Origin of the sequence: Azonexus sp., assembly GCF_030824335.1 — a bacterium.
Taxonomy (GTDB): Bacteria; Pseudomonadota; Gammaproteobacteria; order Burkholderiales; family Rhodocyclaceae; genus Azonexus.
The window spans coordinates 13,444-29,371 of sequence record NZ_JAVBXX010000011.1 but is presented as its reverse complement, the minus strand read 5'-3'; the positions used below and the strand labels follow the sequence as shown (position 1 = coordinate 29,371).

Annotated in this window: 15 protein-coding genes; 2 read left to right on the top strand and 13 right to left on the bottom strand. The window is 61.9% G+C overall.

Translation table 11 applies throughout. The features are described from left to right. Positions 1–5: 5 nt before the first annotated feature. The 3 genes from RCI20_RS07675 to RCI20_RS07665 form a co-directional block, all read right to left on the bottom strand. Positions 6–815: a response regulator gene (locus RCI20_RS07675; protein WP_306604085.1), complete on the bottom strand. Its 810-nt coding sequence runs from the start codon at positions 813–815 to the stop codon at positions 6–8. Positions 816–1,047: 232 nt separating this feature from the next. Next, positions 1,048–1,377, bottom strand: a complete 330-nt coding sequence (locus tag RCI20_RS07670) for a metalloregulator ArsR/SmtB family transcription factor (RefSeq protein ID WP_306604083.1) — start codon at positions 1,375–1,377, stop codon at positions 1,048–1,050. A gap of 165 nt (positions 1,378–1,542) precedes the next feature. Next, entirely contained in the window at positions 1,543–2,085 is a 543-nt protein-coding gene (locus RCI20_RS07665) for a cysteine hydrolase family protein (RefSeq protein ID WP_306604081.1), read from the bottom strand. Between the two features lie 121 nt (positions 2,086–2,206). Here RCI20_RS07665 and RCI20_RS07660 point away from each other — a divergent pair, with 121 nt between their 5' ends. Beyond that, positions 2,207–3,166 (top strand): GlxA family transcriptional regulator, encoded by a 960-nt coding sequence (locus tag RCI20_RS07660; RefSeq protein WP_306604079.1) that lies wholly within the window; start codon positions 2,207–2,209, stop codon positions 3,164–3,166. A gap of 211 nt (positions 3,167–3,377) precedes the next feature. Next, positions 3,378–4,493, top strand: coding sequence for a GGDEF domain-containing protein (locus RCI20_RS07655; RefSeq protein ID WP_306604077.1), 1,116 nt, complete (start codon positions 3,378–3,380; stop codon positions 4,491–4,493). Positions 4,494–4,571: 78 nt separating this feature from the next. Here RCI20_RS07655 and RCI20_RS07650 read toward each other — a convergent pair whose 3' ends face one another. From RCI20_RS07650 to RCI20_RS07605, 10 genes are all read right to left on the bottom strand, one after another. After that, positions 4,572–5,852, bottom strand: coding sequence for a sulfate adenylyltransferase subunit 1 (locus RCI20_RS07650; RefSeq protein WP_306604075.1), 1,281 nt, complete (start codon positions 5,850–5,852; stop codon positions 4,572–4,574). Positions 5,853–6,002: 150 nt separating this feature from the next. Further along, the gene (gene cysD, locus RCI20_RS07645) at positions 6,003–6,941 is read right to left on the bottom strand and encodes a sulfate adenylyltransferase subunit CysD (protein WP_306604074.1); all 939 of its coding nucleotides are present in this window, start codon (positions 6,939–6,941) and stop codon (positions 6,003–6,005) included. A gap of 233 nt (positions 6,942–7,174) precedes the next feature. Next, the gene (locus RCI20_RS07640; RefSeq protein WP_306604073.1) at positions 7,175–8,830 is read right to left on the bottom strand and encodes a methyl-accepting chemotaxis protein; all 1,656 of its coding nucleotides are present in this window, start codon (positions 8,828–8,830) and stop codon (positions 7,175–7,177) included. Between the two features lie 106 nt (positions 8,831–8,936). Beyond that, positions 8,937–9,818, bottom strand: coding sequence for a universal stress protein (locus RCI20_RS07635; protein WP_306604071.1), 882 nt, complete (start codon positions 9,816–9,818; stop codon positions 8,937–8,939). Then, positions 9,815–10,153, bottom strand: a complete 339-nt coding sequence (gene mnhG / locus RCI20_RS07630; RefSeq protein WP_306604069.1) for a monovalent cation/H(+) antiporter subunit G — start codon at positions 10,151–10,153, stop codon at positions 9,815–9,817. Before mnhG ends, RCI20_RS07635 begins: the two co-directional genes overlap by 4 nt. Then, positions 10,150–10,431 (bottom strand): K+/H+ antiporter subunit F, encoded by a 282-nt coding sequence (locus RCI20_RS07625; protein ID WP_306604067.1) that lies wholly within the window; start codon positions 10,429–10,431, stop codon positions 10,150–10,152. Before RCI20_RS07625 ends, mnhG begins: the two co-directional genes overlap by 4 nt. Beyond that, positions 10,428–10,913, bottom strand: a complete 486-nt coding sequence (locus tag RCI20_RS07620) for a Na+/H+ antiporter subunit E (protein ID WP_306604065.1) — start codon at positions 10,911–10,913, stop codon at positions 10,428–10,430. Before RCI20_RS07620 ends, RCI20_RS07625 begins: the two co-directional genes overlap by 4 nt. Beyond that, a complete protein-coding gene (locus RCI20_RS07615) occupies positions 10,910–12,526 on the bottom strand; it encodes a monovalent cation/H+ antiporter subunit D (protein WP_306604063.1) in 1,617 nt (538 codons plus the stop codon). The genes RCI20_RS07620 and RCI20_RS07615 overlap by 4 nt, the downstream gene beginning before the upstream one ends. Beyond that, positions 12,523–12,870, bottom strand: coding sequence for a Na+/H+ antiporter subunit C (locus RCI20_RS07610; protein ID WP_306604061.1), 348 nt, complete (start codon positions 12,868–12,870; stop codon positions 12,523–12,525). The genes RCI20_RS07615 and RCI20_RS07610 overlap by 4 nt, the downstream gene beginning before the upstream one ends. Continuing rightward, entirely contained in the window at positions 12,870–15,773 is a 2,904-nt protein-coding gene (locus tag RCI20_RS07605) for a monovalent cation/H+ antiporter subunit A (protein ID WP_306604059.1), read from the bottom strand. The genes RCI20_RS07610 and RCI20_RS07605 overlap by 1 nt, the downstream gene beginning before the upstream one ends. Positions 15,774–15,928: the final 155 nt, after the last annotated feature.

The window sequence follows — 15,928 nt, the reverse complement described above, 5'->3', positions numbered from 1 at the left end:
TCTGCTTACTTATTGAACAGCTTTTTCAGAAAATTCTCGACGTAGGCCGGCCGCACCGGCTTGACGATGTAGCCGCGTGCGCCGAGACCTGCTGCCTGCTGGACCAGTTCGCGCGAGGTATCGCCGGTCACCATGACCACGGCAGTATCCGGGCTGACATCGCGGATCTGCGGCAATGCATCGAGCCCCGATAGTACTGGCATATTGACATCGAGGAACAGGACACTTGGCTGGTGCGTCTTGGCGGCACGGATGGCTTCCTCGCCATTGGCTGCCTGGGCAACGATCTGCAAGCCCAGTTCGGAGAGTACGCCTTTGATCAGTAAACGGATGGAACTATTGTCATCAACGATGATAGCGGTTGGGCGACCCACTTTCGGTTTGCTGGCGGGCCGCTGCGCACTTGCCGTACCGCTCGGCCCTGTCTCGGGCTGGTTGGCGCGTGATGCTTGCTGGCGGATTTCGCACACCAGGTGCAACTCGTCGAGCACCTGTTTCTGGCCAAACGGTTTGCGCAGGAAGCCGGACGCACCTGCATCGGCGGCGCGTTTCCCGATGTTGCTGTCTTCCGATCCGGTCATGAACAGCACATCGATTTCCGGGTGCGTCGCGTTGATGTCCTTGAGAATTTCCAGTCCGTCGCGGCCGGGTAATTGGTAATCCAGGCAGACGATTTGTGGTTTCTGCTGTTCGATCGTCGGCATGATATTGCTGCCATCCTGAAGCGAGCCAACAACTTCATGACCTTGGCTGCCCAGCAACGCGCTCAGCAGTGTGCGCATCGAGGCGTTGTCATCAACGATTAGAACTCTCATGTTGAACCTCTTGTTATTTATTATTTGGGTTGTTTCTGCATCTGTATACAGGGGCTACAGTCGCCATGTTAGCTGCGAAAAGCTCACGGCGGGGGGCGCAAAATCGCGCCAGAAAAGGGAGTTTGTGGGTACGCTGAAATTTATTGCTGACGGCATGTTGATTGATTTGTTTAATCAACGGCTTGTTCGATCAGCATGATTTTTGCTGTCGCCCAGCAACGGGGTAAATCCTTCAGGGGCAGTAAATGCCACGCAGCATGCTGATGATGCTGATCAGTCTTTCGTCGGCAATCCGGTAGTAAATCCGATTGGCGTCCTTGCGCGACTTCAGTAATTTCCGGTTGCTCAGCAGACTCAGGTGTTGGGAAATATTTGGCTGCGAACTTCCGATTTCCTGGCTGATATCGCCAACCGAGCGTTCGCCTTCACCGAGCAGGCAGACGATGCTGAGCCGCAAGGGATGGGCGATGGCTTTCAGCAATTCGCCGATCCGTTCGATTTCGACGTCGCTCCAGTCAATCTGGGGCGGCTTGTAAGGCGCGGAATAGGGCCAGTTGGCCATCAGGATTGTCCGGTCGAATGATTTAAGACCGTGAGTTTAGGGGCAAGCTTCACAAGCAAAAAGATGTATTGCTTTGATGCTTATAAACTTTTGTTCTAAGTGTTTTCCCCCTGCTGACATGCTGCGAACCCGTTCGGTCTTTCCGGATGACCCATTGGCCGCTGTTCAGGCGCCTGGGTTGCTGAATATTTCCGTCGACGTGAGGATGCCAATCCGGGCGCTGAGGGCATTCAGCGCGATCAGGTGAAGCATCTGGCTGACCGTCGTGCAGCAGTCACCCAGAACCTTGACCGCGTACTTGTCGGCGGCACGGGAAATGGCCGTATGGGTCACGCAGTTCTGCGTCATCATGCCGCAGATCAACAATTCTTCTACGCCCAGTTGTGTCAGTGTGGCTTCCAGTTGGGTATGCAAAAAAGCATCGGCGGCCGTCTTGATGATTACTGGCGCATCCGGTGCGGCAGCCAGGATGGCTGGATGTACGGCGACGCCAGGCGTGCCTGCATTGAAGAAAGGTGCCGGTCCCTTGGTGCCGTCGGCAACATGCTGCACGATGATGATGGGGATGTCCCGAGCGCGTGCGCTGGCGATGGCCGCTTCGGTAGTGGCCAGAACGGTGGCGGTATTCCACAAGGGAAACCGGCCCTCGGGGAAATAGTCGTTTTGCACATCGATGACAATGAGTGCCTGGCGCTTGCTTTGGGTCATGATTTTTCCCGGTTTGTTGAAAGTAGCTGCATTTTTTCTCAAAGGGCTGGCCGGATCGAGTGGCCGGATTGACATTATTCGGTAATATCTAGCCATTCGGCCAAAGCCAGCGGAGGGAACAATGTCCCGTCAGTCGATTGCCGTGCTTGCCTTCGATCGCATCAGTGCATTTCACCTGGCCGTACCCTGTGCTGTGTTCGGCGAACGGCATCCCGGCGTTCCCGAGTGCACATTCACCGTGTGTGCCGAGCGGCCCGGTTTGCTGACGACGAATTCGGGATTCCGGATCGAAGTCGCCGACGATTTACGCGTACTGGAGAGTGCGGACACGGTCATCGTGCCGAGTTGGCGCGATCCGGCAGAACGGCCGCCGCAAGCGATACTGGATGCCTTGTCGGCGGCCCGGCAGCGGGGAGCGCAACTGGTCGGCTTGTGTCTGGGGGCCTATGTACTGGCAGAGGCCGGATTGCTCGATGGGCGCAGAGCGACCACACATTGGGCGTGCGCCCAGGATTTCGCCCGGCGTTATCCGGCGGTGCGGGTCGATGCCGCCGTGCTCTATGTTGAAGATGACGGACTGGTGACTTCAGCCGGCACCGCTGCCGGTCTTGACTGCTGTCTACACCTGGTCCGTCGCTGGCATGGTGCCGAGGTAGCCAATAGCATTGCCAGACGCTTGGTCGTGCCGCCGCATCGCTCGGGCGGGCAGGCCCAATTCATTGAACATCCGATACCGGCGACCGCTCAGGATTCGCGCTTGTCCGAATTGCTCGACTGGGTACGCGCCAACCTGTACGCGCCGCATTCGCTGGACAGTCTGGCCGGCAAGGCCTTGATGAGTCGCCGGACCTTTTCCCGGCATTTTCGCCAGTTGACCGGAACAACGCCGGGGGTATGGCTGCAGGGTGAGCGTCTGGCGCAGGTGCAACGTCTGCTGGAATCCACTGAGCAGTCTGTCGAACACATTGCACGGCTGGCCGGTTTCGGTTCGCCGGAGTCCTTGCGTTTGCATTTTCGCCGGGCATTCGGCGTGTCGCCGCTGGTCTGGCGGCAGACATTTCGTGGTCGGGATGGCACTTGAATGAGCGGATGTTGAGCTTGCTGTCGGCCAGCCTGAAAGGGGGGCGCTGCTGATTGCTGGCTGAATTGCCTGCGGGGAAGGTGCGCTATCAAGCCATGAGGCTGTCTTGGCGAGTATCATCTTGTCTCATCGGTCATCAGCTTATCCCGGAGACTTCAAACAGGTGCATAGCCCAACGCTTCTCATATTGCTGGCAATCCTATTGGGAATCATGGCCTTGACCCAGCTTGCCTCCTGGTATTTCGGGCGTCGGGTCAGTGCGCAGCTGTTCTGGGCCGGGGCTTATCTGGCAGCCTTTCTGTCGGCCATCAATTTCCTGTTGCGTTCTTACCAACCGGAAATAGCGATGATCCTGGGGGCTCAGGTCACCCAGTTCTTTACGGCTTATCTCATGCTGATGGGCGTAAGGAGTTACCTCGGTTTGAAACCGTGGCCTTTCCTTTATGCTGTTTTGGCGGGCACAGTGATGGTCGTCATGGCCACATTCTTCACGCTGGTTGAGCCGAATCCTGCATTGCGTATTGTGATTTCGAGCCTGGTGACCGGGATACTGTTCGGACTCAGCGTCATGACCATTACCAGGGGGAGCATTCGCCAGTTTCCTGCACGTTATTTCTTTGCCTTGCCGTGCAGTGTGCACGCCATTTTTGTTTTTGCCCGGGTTGGCAATGCCTATCAGGCCGAGGGGGGCATCAATCTGGTTCAGGGGGCGACGATTCCTCCCGTATTCATTCTCGAAGCGATCATTTCTCTGGTCATGATGGCGTTTGCCACTTTGATGCTGGTCAGCGAATCGATTACCAGTGAACTGCGCCGGCTTGCCGAGGTCGATTCTCTGACCAATACGTTCAACAGGCGCTCGTTCCTGACCTTGCTGGAAAAGGCCGTCAGTGCGTCGAGTCGCCAGCAGACTGCGTTGTCGGTGTTACTGATCGACCTCGATCATTTCAAGCAGATCAACGATACCTACGGGCACGGAACAGGTGACGATGTGCTGTGTCATTTCGTCAGTGTCGCCTCGTCGTGCCTGCGCACCGAGGATGTTCTGGGCCGGATCGGCGGCGAAGAGTTTGCCGCATTCCTGCCGAATGCCGGCATGACTGACGCGCAATTGATCGCTGAGCGACTGCGTAGCCGGGTAGCCGAGCAATCCCTGGCGGGGGTACGGGGAGATATCCGGCTGACGATCAGCATCGGCATCGCCCAGTGTTTGCCTGGCGAGCCTGCCGAACTTGCGCTGCATCGTGCCGATGAAGCGATGTATCGCGCCAAGGAGCATGGCCGGAACCGGATCGAGTCGTGGCAGTTGAGCGATGCTGTTGTGTAGCAAGACGATTGCGTGAAATTGAAAACGCCTCCATTGCGGAGGCGTTTTTACTGGTTTTGCGTCGTGGACCGCAGTATTTCAGAGAATCATCCCCGCACCGACCGTGTTGTTGTTGCTTTCATCGATGATGATGAAAGCCCCGGTGCCACGGTTCTCCAGGTAGGGGTCGGCGAATAGCGGTTGGGCCAGCTTGAAGGTCACTTGTGCGATGTCGTTCATCGCCAGCTTCTCGGCCGGGACTTTTTCCAGCGTGTTGACGTCCAGACGATGGTCGATGGCGGCCAGCTTGGCTTTCGAGTCGCGTGTCGTGTGGCGGATCAGGTAGGTGCGGGCGCGGTCCATCGGTGCTTCGGCCATCCAGCAGACGGTGGCTTCGATCTGTTTGACGGCGGCCGGCACTTCGCTGGATTTGACGATCATGTCGCCCCGTGAGGTGTCGATTTCGTCGGCCAGCAGAATGGTCACGGATTGTTCGGTGACGGCTTCCTGGATATCGACGCCACCGATCTGGATGGCTTTTACGGTCGACGTCAGGCCGTTGGGCAAAACGGTCACGGCGTCGCCAACCTTCAGGCTGCCAGCTTCGACGCGGCCCATGAAACCACGGTAGTCGTGCAGTGCCGGATTGGCGGAATCCTGCGGTCGACAGACGTATTGCACCGGAAAGCGGAATTTCTCCGTGTGTTCGGTGTGGGCGCCCGGCGTTTCTTCGAGGATTTCGAGCAGGGTCGGGCCGTCGTACCAGTTCAGGCTGTCGCCACGGTCGACGATCATGTCGCCATTCAGCGCCGACAGCGGAATGAAGCGCACATCTTCAATACCCAGCTTGGCGGCGAATTCGAGGTAGTCGGCCTTGATCTTCTCGTAGGTTTCCTGCGAGTAATCGACCAGGTCCATCTTGTTGATCGCCACCAGCAGGTGCGGGATGCCGACCAGCGAAGCGAGTTTCGAGTGACGCCGGGTCTGGGTCAGGATGCCTTTGCGCGCATCGATCAGGATGATCGCCAGGTTGGCGGTGGATGCGGCGGTGACCATGTTGCGCGTGTACTGCTCGTGGCCCGGTGCGTCGGCGATGATGTACTTGCGCGTGCCGGTCGAGAAGTAGCGGTAGGCGACGTCGATGGTGATGCCTTGTTCGCGCTCGGCTTGCAGGCCGTCGGTGAGCAGCGACAGGTCGACGGCGCCGAGGCCGCGCTTTTCCGAGGTCTTGGCGATGGCCGACAGGGTGTCGGCGAGGATGGTCTTGGTGTCGAACAGCAGGCGGCCGATCAGCGTGCTCTTGCCGTCGTCGACGCTGCCGCAGGTCAGGAAGCGGAGCAGGCCGTGATCTTCGTAAACTCGTTCGATTTGTTTGGTCATGTTTGGGTAATCCTTGATTTTCGTGTGGCGCAGGCCGCCGGTCGGGATATTCACTCTGCCGGCTGCGGAACTCGCTCCCTTTGGTCGCTCAGACAGTCCTCGCCGGCGCCGCGAACATCCTGCCCGGCGGCTGGACAGTCCGTGGCGGCTTTAGAAGTAGCCTTCCTTCTTGCGTTGTTCCATCGAGGCTTCGCTGGTCTGGTCGTCCAGACGGGTAGCGCCGCGCTCGGTGATGGTGGTGGTGGCGGTTTCCAGCACGATTTTTTCGACCGTGTCGGCATCGGATTCGACCGGTGCGGTGCAGGAAATATCGCCCACCGTGCGGAAACGCACCTGCAGGTTGATGATTTCTTCACCCGGCTTGACAGTATTGGTCAGTTCGCCGGAGACCAGCGGCACATTGACCGGCACGATGGCGCCCTGGCGCATGACCACCGGGCGGGTGTGGGCGAAGTAGATCGACGGCAGTTCGAGTTTTTCACGCTCGATGTATTGCCAGACGTCCATTTCCGTCCAGTTCGAGATCGGGAAGGCACGGATGTTCTCGCCTTTGTGGCTGCGGGCGTTGTACAGGCTCCACAGTTCCGGGCGCTGGTTCTTCGGGTCCCACTGGCCGAATTCGTCGCGGAAACTGAAGATGCGTTCCTTGGCGCGGGCCTTTTCCTCGTCGCGACGTGCGCCGCCGATGCAGGCGTCGAAGCCGAATTCCTCGATGGCTTCGAGCAGCGTCACCGACTGGTGCTTGTTGCGCGATTCGCCTTCGTGCTTGAGCACGACGGTGCCGCGCTGCATCGAGTCTTCCACCGAGCGGACGATCAGGCGCTCACCCAGTTCAGCGGCACGCTTGTCGCGGAAGGCGACGACTTCCTTGTAGTTGTGGCCGGTGTCGATGTGCATCAGCGGGAAGGGGAACTTGCCCGGGCGGAAGGCTTTTTCGGCCAGGCGCAGCATGCAGATCGAGTCTTTGCCGCCGGAGAAAAGCAGCACTGGATTGGAACACTGGCCGGCCACTTCGCGCATGATGTGGATGGCTTCGGCTTCCAGCCAGTCGAGGTGGGAGAGTGTGCTGTGGGTGGTACGTTGATTCATTGCTGGGGAATCCACAAGGAAGGGCGAAAGTTTCGAATAGGCGGCATTGTAGCAAGGGCTTAATATTCAATTAAGAACATGTATGCATCTTGTTATGCGTTTTTTGCATAAATGAGGTGCGGGCGCAGCATGTCGGGCTGGCGTGATGTGGCGATGCGTTCGGCGCATGATCACGGGCTGTGCCCGGATCATGCTGGCCCTCGGGGTGGCCGGCCGCAGGCGATGGGTCTGTGTCAGGCGACCCGGAAGCCGGCAACAAGTCCGCTCAGGCGTTCCGACAGCCGGTGCAGATCGCCAGTCGACTGGCGGATGCTCTGCGTCGAAGCATTATTTTCCTCGACCATGTTCGAGATACGCTCCATGCTCTGGGCGATTTCGGTCGATGCGATCTTTTGTTCGGCGACCGAATCGGTGATTTCATTGACGCCACTGCGCGAGCGTTCGACAACCTGGCTGGAGCCCAGGAGGACCTCCTCGACTTCGCCGGCCAGCGCATTGCTTGCCCGGATTGATGCCTCACCGGCGGCGATTGCCGATTGTACGGCCGACGACTGCTCCATGATTGCTCGCGTACGCTGATCGATCTCGACGGCAGATTTGCCCGATTTTTCGGCCAGCTTGCGCACCTCGTCGGCGACAACGGCAAATCCCCGTCCAGCTTCGCCAGCCCGGGCCGCCTCGATTGCTGCATTGAGGGCCAGCAGGTTGGTCTGGTCGGCAATGTCTCTGACCTCGCGGGTCATGTCGGTGATCGCCTGGGTGCTGTGCACAAAATCGGCAACGGTACGGGCGATCTCGTCGATGTTGCCCTGGATGCGGTGAATTTCGCCGACCAGGTGTGATACTTTTTGCGTTCCCAGCGCCGTTTGAGCGACGCTTTCCTCTGACTGTTCATTGACGTCGCGGGCGGTTTCGGAAACAGAACTGATGGCCACCGTCAGTTCCTCGACCGCAGCAGCGCTGCCGCTGATGGCGTTGGCCTGGTGTTCTGAAACCTCGGCCAGCGCTCCCGATGTTTGTGCCAGTTGTTCGGAAGCCGTGGCAACTTCGGCGCTGGCTGTGTTGATTTCGCGGATCAACTGCTGCAGGCGTTCCATCATTGTGTTGAAGGCCTGCGACATGCATCCGATTTCGTCCTGGTGCACGATGGTGGCGCGCTGGGTCAGGTCGCCGCTGGTCGCAATATGGCTCATCGTTGCTTCCAGGCTGGCCAGTGGGCCGATGATCGAACGGATGAAGACCAAGGCCAAGGTAAGCAACACGATCAGCGCGGCGATTGCGAAGACGCTCAAGCCGACCTTGACCGAGGCATAGACCTCGACCGAGCGCTGACGGTCGCTGGCCTGCTGTTCCCCGGATATTTTCTGCATTTCGCTGACCAGATCGTCAATGACCTGGGTCGGCGCCCGGTCGATGCCGCGCACCAGCTTGTCTACGGTTGCGGCGGGTTCGGCGGCGTTGCGGTCGAACTGGCGGATGGCTTCGTGATAACGGGGGGCGAGTTGGTCGAAGGTGGCGGTCACCTGAGTTAGCTTCAAGCGCTCACTGACGTTACCGCCAAGTCGGGCGGCGGTCTGGCCGACCCGGGTGAGTTGCTCGCGTACCTTGCCGGCTTCATCGTCGAAGCTCTTCAGGTGCTTGGCGTAGGCTTCCGGGTCTTTGCCGCGGAGCAGCGTGTTCTTCCATTCCTGCACCATGATCTTGAAACTGACCTGCGCGCTGCGTGCGCCGTCGATCGCTTCGATCATCGTCGAACTGCGGGTGAGCGATTGTTCGAGCTCTTCGTGCAGCTTGGCTGCCTGAATTAGCGAGAAAACTCCGATGCCGATGAGTGCCAATACTGCGATGGCGACGAGAAGCAAGAGCTTGTGCTTGATTTGAAGGCGCATCGTAGTACTCCGTGCAAGGGGCTAGTTAGTGAATTTTTACAATAATGTTACTTTAGTAATAGATATTGAATAGGTAAATTTTTGCCCAAAATGGCGGTCGACCGCACTATTCGCCGACCGCTATCAGCACGTCGCCCTGGGCTTCCATCAGCACATGCAGGGTGGTGCTTCCGAGCAGCAGTTCTTCGACGAAATGGAGGCCACGCTTGCCGACGACGATCAGGTCGCAATCCTGCTCCTGTTCCTGTTCGGTGATCAGGCGCGGGGCATCGCCGTGTAGCGCCAGCAGTTGCGTGTCGGCATCGGTCAAGGCTTCGCGGCGAGCCAGTTCGCGCAGTTTCTGCATGCCGTCGAGTTGGGCCTGGATTCGGTATTGCTGGATGATCGCCGGATCGACGTTGGCGTACTGCATCTTGCCTTCGAACGGGATCTCGACTGCGTGCAGCAGAACCAGCGTTGCAGTCGGGGCCAGTTGGCGGACCAGGCGCAGCGCGGCCAGCGAAGCCGGCGAGAAATCGATGGTGACTAGCGCCCGCCGGTAGGTTTCATGCGGTGGCTGCTTGACGACCAGCACCGGATGGCAGGTCTTGCGCAGCAGACGCGATGCCGTCGAGCCGAGCGTCAACTGGCGCAGGAAGCCTTCGCCGCGGGCACCGAGCACCAGCAGGCCAGCGTCGGTTTCATCGGCGTGACGCGTGATCGCATCGATCGGCCGGCCGGAGAGGACGGCGCAGTCGGCATTGACACCGTGCGTGTGGCGCGGGTCGCTGTTCAGTGCGCTCAGTCGCGCCTGTACGTCGGCGATCAGCGATTGGTCGAGCGACGGGGCATCGCTGCCGAGCAGCGCCTGCAAGCCGTCAAACATGCCGGGTGCGACCGCGTGGGCCAGCGTCAGCCGACAGCCGAGTTCGGCAGCCAGCCGGTAAGCGCGGTCTACTGCGTGGCGCGAGGGCGCGGAGAGGTCGGTGGCGGCGAGCAGGTATTTCATGGCGTATCTCCTTGGCGGTCGCGGCCGCTTTCGTTGCGGAACACGGCGGCGCGCATCAGCAGCATCGTCGTCACCGGCGAGGTCAGCAACAGGAAGACGGTGATCAAAAGTTCGTGGATCACCGGTCGTCCGGCGAGCGCGGACGAGGTCAGCATCGAGGCGAGCAGCACGCAGCCGGCGCCCAGCGTGTTGCCCATGGTCGGTGCGTGGATGCGGGCGTAGAAGTGATTCAGGCGCAGCAGGCCGAGCGAACCAACCAGTGCCAGCAGGCCACCGGCAACCAGCAGCGCGGCCGCGGGCAGGGCGATCCAGGGTGAGAGTTCGGCGCCGTTCATGGTTCGATGACCTCGCCGCGCAACAGGAATTTGGCCATCGCCGCCGAACCGACGAAGCCGAACAACGCGACCAGCAGCGCGATGTCGAAATAGATCGCCGAGCCGAGCTTGATACCGAGCGTCAGGATGGTCAGCATGCCGTTGATGTACAGCGTGTCGAGCGCCAGGATGCGATCCTGCGCCGATGGCCCGCGCAGCAGTCGGATCATGGCGCAGAGCATCGCGCTGGCGAAGCAGGCGAGGGCGAAATGTAGCGCCCAGTCGAGCATGGCGTTCATTCGAAGATCTCCATCAGAGGGCGTTCGTAGCGTTGCTTGATGGTATGCAGCCAGGCGGCTTCGTCCTGCAGATCGAGCACGTGCAGCGTCAGCACGTTGTTTGCCGGATCGTGGCCGGCCCAGACGGTGCCGGGTGTTGCAGTGATGATCACTGATAGCGCGGCGAGGCCATGCGGGTCGCGCAGCTCAAGCGGAATTTTCATGAAGCCGATCTTCGGCTGCTGATGCAGTGTGCCGAGGATGATCCGGCCGACCGCCAGATTCGAGCGGACAACATCGCACAGGACGTGCCAGGATAGCTGTAGCGCGACCAGCAACCGGCGCGGATGGGCGATTTTCGGGCGCAGCGCGCGCATCAGCGCAGCGATACCGAGCGCGAAGGCGATGCCGAGCAGCCAGTGATGCAGCGCCAGCGACTCATTGACGATCAGCCACATGGCCAGCAGCAGGCCTTCGAGCAGTGGGCGGTGGGTGAGCGTCATGGCGTGACCTCCGGCGGCAGCGGCACGACAGAGTGGATGTAGGCGCTGATGTCATAGAGTGACTGCGATGCAGCAGCACAATAGGCCATCGCCGCTTCCGGCAGTAGCGCCAGCCACAGGCAGACAACGAGCAGCGCGGCGACCGGGCCGGCTTCCAGCCACTGCAGGTGCGGCGACTGGCGCTGCATGTCCCAGAACACCCGGATGCCCAGGCGCGACAGCGCGATCAAACCGGCCAACCCGGACAGCAGCAGGCCGACGATGAACAGCCCGACATGCAGCAGTGGCGCATGCGGCAGCGAGGCGAGCGAGGCACCGAGCAGGGCGAACTTGCCGACGAAGCCGGAGAAGGGCGGCAGGCCGGTGAGCAGCAGCACGCAGGAAACGAAGGACAGGCCGAGGAAGGCCATCGCCGCGGGAATCGCGACGCCGACCATTTCGTCGGGGTGCTCGGAATCGTGGCGCTGTTCCATGCCGAAGGCCTCGAAGCTGATCGCCAGCAGGTCGGCGCCTTGCTGGCGGTTGCGTTCGGCCATCTCGACCAGCATGAAGAAGGCGCCGCTGCCGAGCACCGAGCTGATCAGGTAGTAGATCGCCGGGCCGGTGAGCAGCGTGCCGGTGAAGCCGAAGGCGGTGAGTAGCGTGCCCGAGGAGACGACGACAAGGAAGGCAGCCAGGCGGTCGAGCTTCTGCGCGCCGAGCACGCCGAGGGTGCCGATGGCCATCGTGATCAACCCACAGTAGAACAGCCAGGTGCCGCCGAAGGGCGCCGGGGCGACGCCGCTTTCCTGGAGCAGCACACCGATGCGCAGCAGTGCATAGACGCCGACTTTGGTCAGGATCGCGAAGATCGCACCGACCGGCGGCACGGTGTTGCCGTAGGCGGCGGGCAGCCAGAAGTTGAGCGGCCAGGCGCCGGCCTTGACCAGGAAGACGACGCCGAGGATCGCCGCGGCGACGTCGAACAACTGGCGGTCGCCGATGTTCAGCGCGGCGACGCGCTGCGGCAGTTCGGCCAGGTTGAGGGTGCCGGTGACACCGTAGATCAGCGCCGCAGCGATCAGGAAAAACAGCGAGGCGAGCAGGTTGACCGCAACATAATGCAGCCCGGCGCGTACCCGCGGCCCGCCCGAGCCGTGCAGCGCCAGCCCGTAGGAAGCGGCGAGCATGACCTCGAAGAAGACGAAGAGGTTGAACAGGTCACCGGTCAGGAAGGTGCCGTTGAGCCCCATCAGCAGGAACTGGAAAAGCGGCAGGTAATGGACGCCGGCCTTCTCCCAGCGGGCAATCGAATAGACCAGCGCAGCCAGGCCGAGGGTCGCCGTCAGCAGCAGCATCGCTGCCGCCAGCCGGTCGACGACGAGGACGATGCCGAACGGCGCCGCCCAGCCGCCCAGCGCGTAGACGCCAATCGAGGTCGGCCACGGGCTGCTTAGCAGGCCGTCAGCCTGGGCCAGCAGCGCCAGCGCGACGGCCAGCTGAAGCAGTACGGCGAACAGCGACAGCGCGATGCGCGGCGCGTGCCGGCTGTCGCTCGACAGCAGCAGCAAGGTGCCGGTCAACATCGGCAGCAGGATAGGTAGCAGGGTGAGGTGGTGCAGCCAGTCGCTCATTCGTCTTCAGGCTCCCGGCCGTCGACGTGGTCGGTACCGTTGAGGCCGCGCGAGGCGAGCAGGACGACCAGAAAGAGCGCCGTCGTCGCGAAGCCGATGACGATGGCCGTCAGCACCAGCGCCTGTGGCAGCGGATCCGTGTACAGCGCCGGGTCGCTGCCGAGCCGCGGGTCGATCACCGGCGGCGCGCCGTGGCGCAGGCGGCCCATGGCGAAGATGAAGAGGTTGACGGCGTAGGCCAGCAGCGACAGCCCGATGATGACCTGGAAAGTGCGTGGCCGCAGGATCAGGTAGATACCGGCAGCCGCCATGATGCCGACGGCGAGCGAGAAAATCAGTTCCATCAGTGGCCTCCGTCGGGTGTGGTTTTGCGCGGCTGGCTGCGCAGCGACTGGTGGGCGATGGCGACCAGCATCAGCACCGTGGCGCCGACGACCAGCAGGTAAACGCCGATGTCGAAGAGCAGCACCGTCGACAGGTGGATCTCGCCAATCAGTGGCAGGCTGCCGTGCCAGGCCTGGCTGGCGAGGAAAGGTTCGCCGGCCGGAAACGGGGCAAACACGGCCATGATGCCGGCTACCGCCGCACAAAGCAGACCGATGGCGATCCAGTAAAGCGGGTGGATGCGCAGCCGCGATTCGACCCACTGCGTGCCGCCGACGATGTACTGGAGGATGATCGCGGTGGCGAAGACGAGGCCGCCGACGAAGCCGCCGCCGGGCGCGTTGTGGCCGCGTAGCAGGAAAAACAGCGAGATCAGCATGGCCATCGGCAGCAGCAGGCGGACGAGCACCGCCGGCAGCATCAGGTAACCGGCCGGCAGCGACGCCTCGGGATCGGTGCGGGCTTCGGCGCCATTTTCCTCAAGTGCCTGCTCAAGCTGCTGGGCGGGCAGGGCGACGCTTTCCGGTGCCGGCCGGAAGCGGCGCAGCAGCGCGAACACGGTGAGCGCGACGATGGCCAGCACGGTGATCTCGCCGAAGGTGTCGAAGCCGCGGAAATCGACCAGGATGACATTGACCACGTTGAGGCCGCCGCCCTGCGGTAGCGACTGCTCGACGAAGAAGGGGGCAATCCCGTCGACCGGTGGCCGGGTCAGGATCGCGTAGGTCAGTGCGGCGATGCCGCCGCCGCCGGCGATGGCGATGATCAGGTCGCGCAGGCGGCGCAGATGGCTGCGCGTCGATTCCCGCTTGCCTTCGCTGTAGCGCTTGTCGCGCCGGGGCAGCCAGCGCAGGCCGAGCAGGATCAGTACGGCGGTGACGACCTCGACGGCAAGCTGGGTCAGCGCCAGGTCGGGCGCCGAGAACCAGACGAAGGTCAGACTCGTCGCCAGGCCGGCGCCACCGGCCAGGATCAGCGCCGCCAGCCGGTGCAGCTTGGCCTGCCAGGCGGCGGCTACGGCGCAGGTGGCGCCGACCGTCCAGAGTAGCGCGAAGGCCGGATCGATCTCGGCGGGTAGACGTTCGCCCAGGCGCAGCGGGCCGTCGACGAAGGGCAGCAGGGCGCCGCCGAGGACGACCAGGAAAAGCATCAACATCTGCATCTGCAGGCGGGGCGAGGTAAAGAAGCCGAGGGCACGGCTGGAAAGATTGGTACTTGCGGTCAACAGCCAGTTGAAGGCATTTTTGCCGTCGATTTTCTCAAGTAGTGGAATGGTGCCACCGCGCCGGCCGATGCACGGCAGATAGAGCATGATGCCGCCGAACAGCGCGATCAGGCTCATGACCAGCGGCAGGTTGAGGCCGTGCCAGAGTGCCAGGCTGTAGATCGGCGCGTGCGGACCGAGCAGCGCGTCGGTGGCAGTGCGCAGGTAAGGGCCGACGGTCTGTGCCGGGAAAATGCCGACGAGCAGGCAAGCGGCAACCAACAGGGCGCTCGGTAGCAGCATCCAGCGCGTCGGTTCGTGCGGCTGATGCGGCAGGTCGCTCGCCGGGGGGCCGAAGAAGACGCGATGGACGAAGCGCAGCGAGTAGGCGACGCTGAGCATGCCGGCCAGCGTTGCGGCCACCGGCAGCAGCAGGCGCTGCCATTCGGGACGGTCGAGGAAGACGGTCTCGGCGAAGAACATTTCCTTCGACAGGAAACCGTTGAGCAGCGGCACGCCGGCCATCGCCGCGGCAGCGACCATGGCCAGCGTGGCGGTGATCGGCATCGCCCGGTAGAGGCCGGAGAGGCGGTTGATGTCGCGCGTGCCGGTTTCGTGGTCGACAATGCCGGCGGCCATGAACAGCGAAGCTTTGAAGGTGGCGTGGTTGACCATGTGGAAGACCGCGGCGACCAGCGCCAGCTCGCTGTTCATGCCGAGCAGTAGGGTGATCAGGCCGAGGTGGCTGATTGTTGAGTAGGCGAGCACGCCCTTCAGGTCGCTCTGGAATAGCGCCAGGTAGCCGCCGATCAGCAGCGTGCACAGGCCGGCACCGCCGATCAGCCAGAACCACAGGTCGCTGCCGGCGAGCACCGGCCACAGCCGGGCGAGCAGGAATACGCCGGCTTTGACCATGGTCGCCGAATGCAGGTAGGCGGAAACCGGCGTCGGCGCCGCCATCGCATGCGGCAGCCAGAAATGGAAAGGGAACTGGGCGCTTTTCGACAGCGCGCCGATGGCGATCAGGCCGACGATTGCCGGATACCAGGCGTGCGCCTTGATCGTTTCGGCGGCGGCGAGCACCGCGTCGAGGTCGTAGCTGCCGACGATGTGGCCGATCAGCAGGACGCCGCCGAGCATCGCCAGGCCGCCGGCGCCGGTTACCGTCAGCGCCATCCGGGCGCCGGTACGGGCGTCGCTGCGGTGGTGCCAGTAGGCGATCAGCATGAACGAGGCGAGGCTGGTCAGTTCCCAGAACATCGCCATCTGCAGCAGGTTGCCGGAGAGCACGACGCCCATCATCGTGCCCATGAAGGCGAGGAAGAACGAGAAGAAGCGCGGTACCGGGTCGGCCGGCGACATGTAGTAGCGGGCGTAGATGACGACCAGCGTGCCGATCAGCGAAATCAGCATGGCGAATAGCCAGGCGAAGCCATCCATGCGCAGTTGGAAATCGATGCTGAGTGTGGCCGACCACGGGATCGTCAGGCGCAGGACGCCGTCGGCGACCAGTTGCGGGTACTGGGCGGCGGTCAGGAGGGTGACCGTCAGCGCGACGATTCCGGCGAGCCAGGCCTCGGCGTTACGGGCGTTGGTCGGGAGGAATGCTGCGCACAGACTGCCGATGAAGGGAAGCAAAACGATCAGGAGCAGGGCCATGCGCCTGAGTTTAACCGACGGTATCGAGAAATATTCAGGATAAACCGAGAATTGTTAACTGCTTTTATGGGTTGATCAGCTAGCCTCTACAACAAGAAAACGAGCAAGGTTTTCTGAAGCGCATTGTCATGCAGCGCCAAGTGCGGGCATCTCCC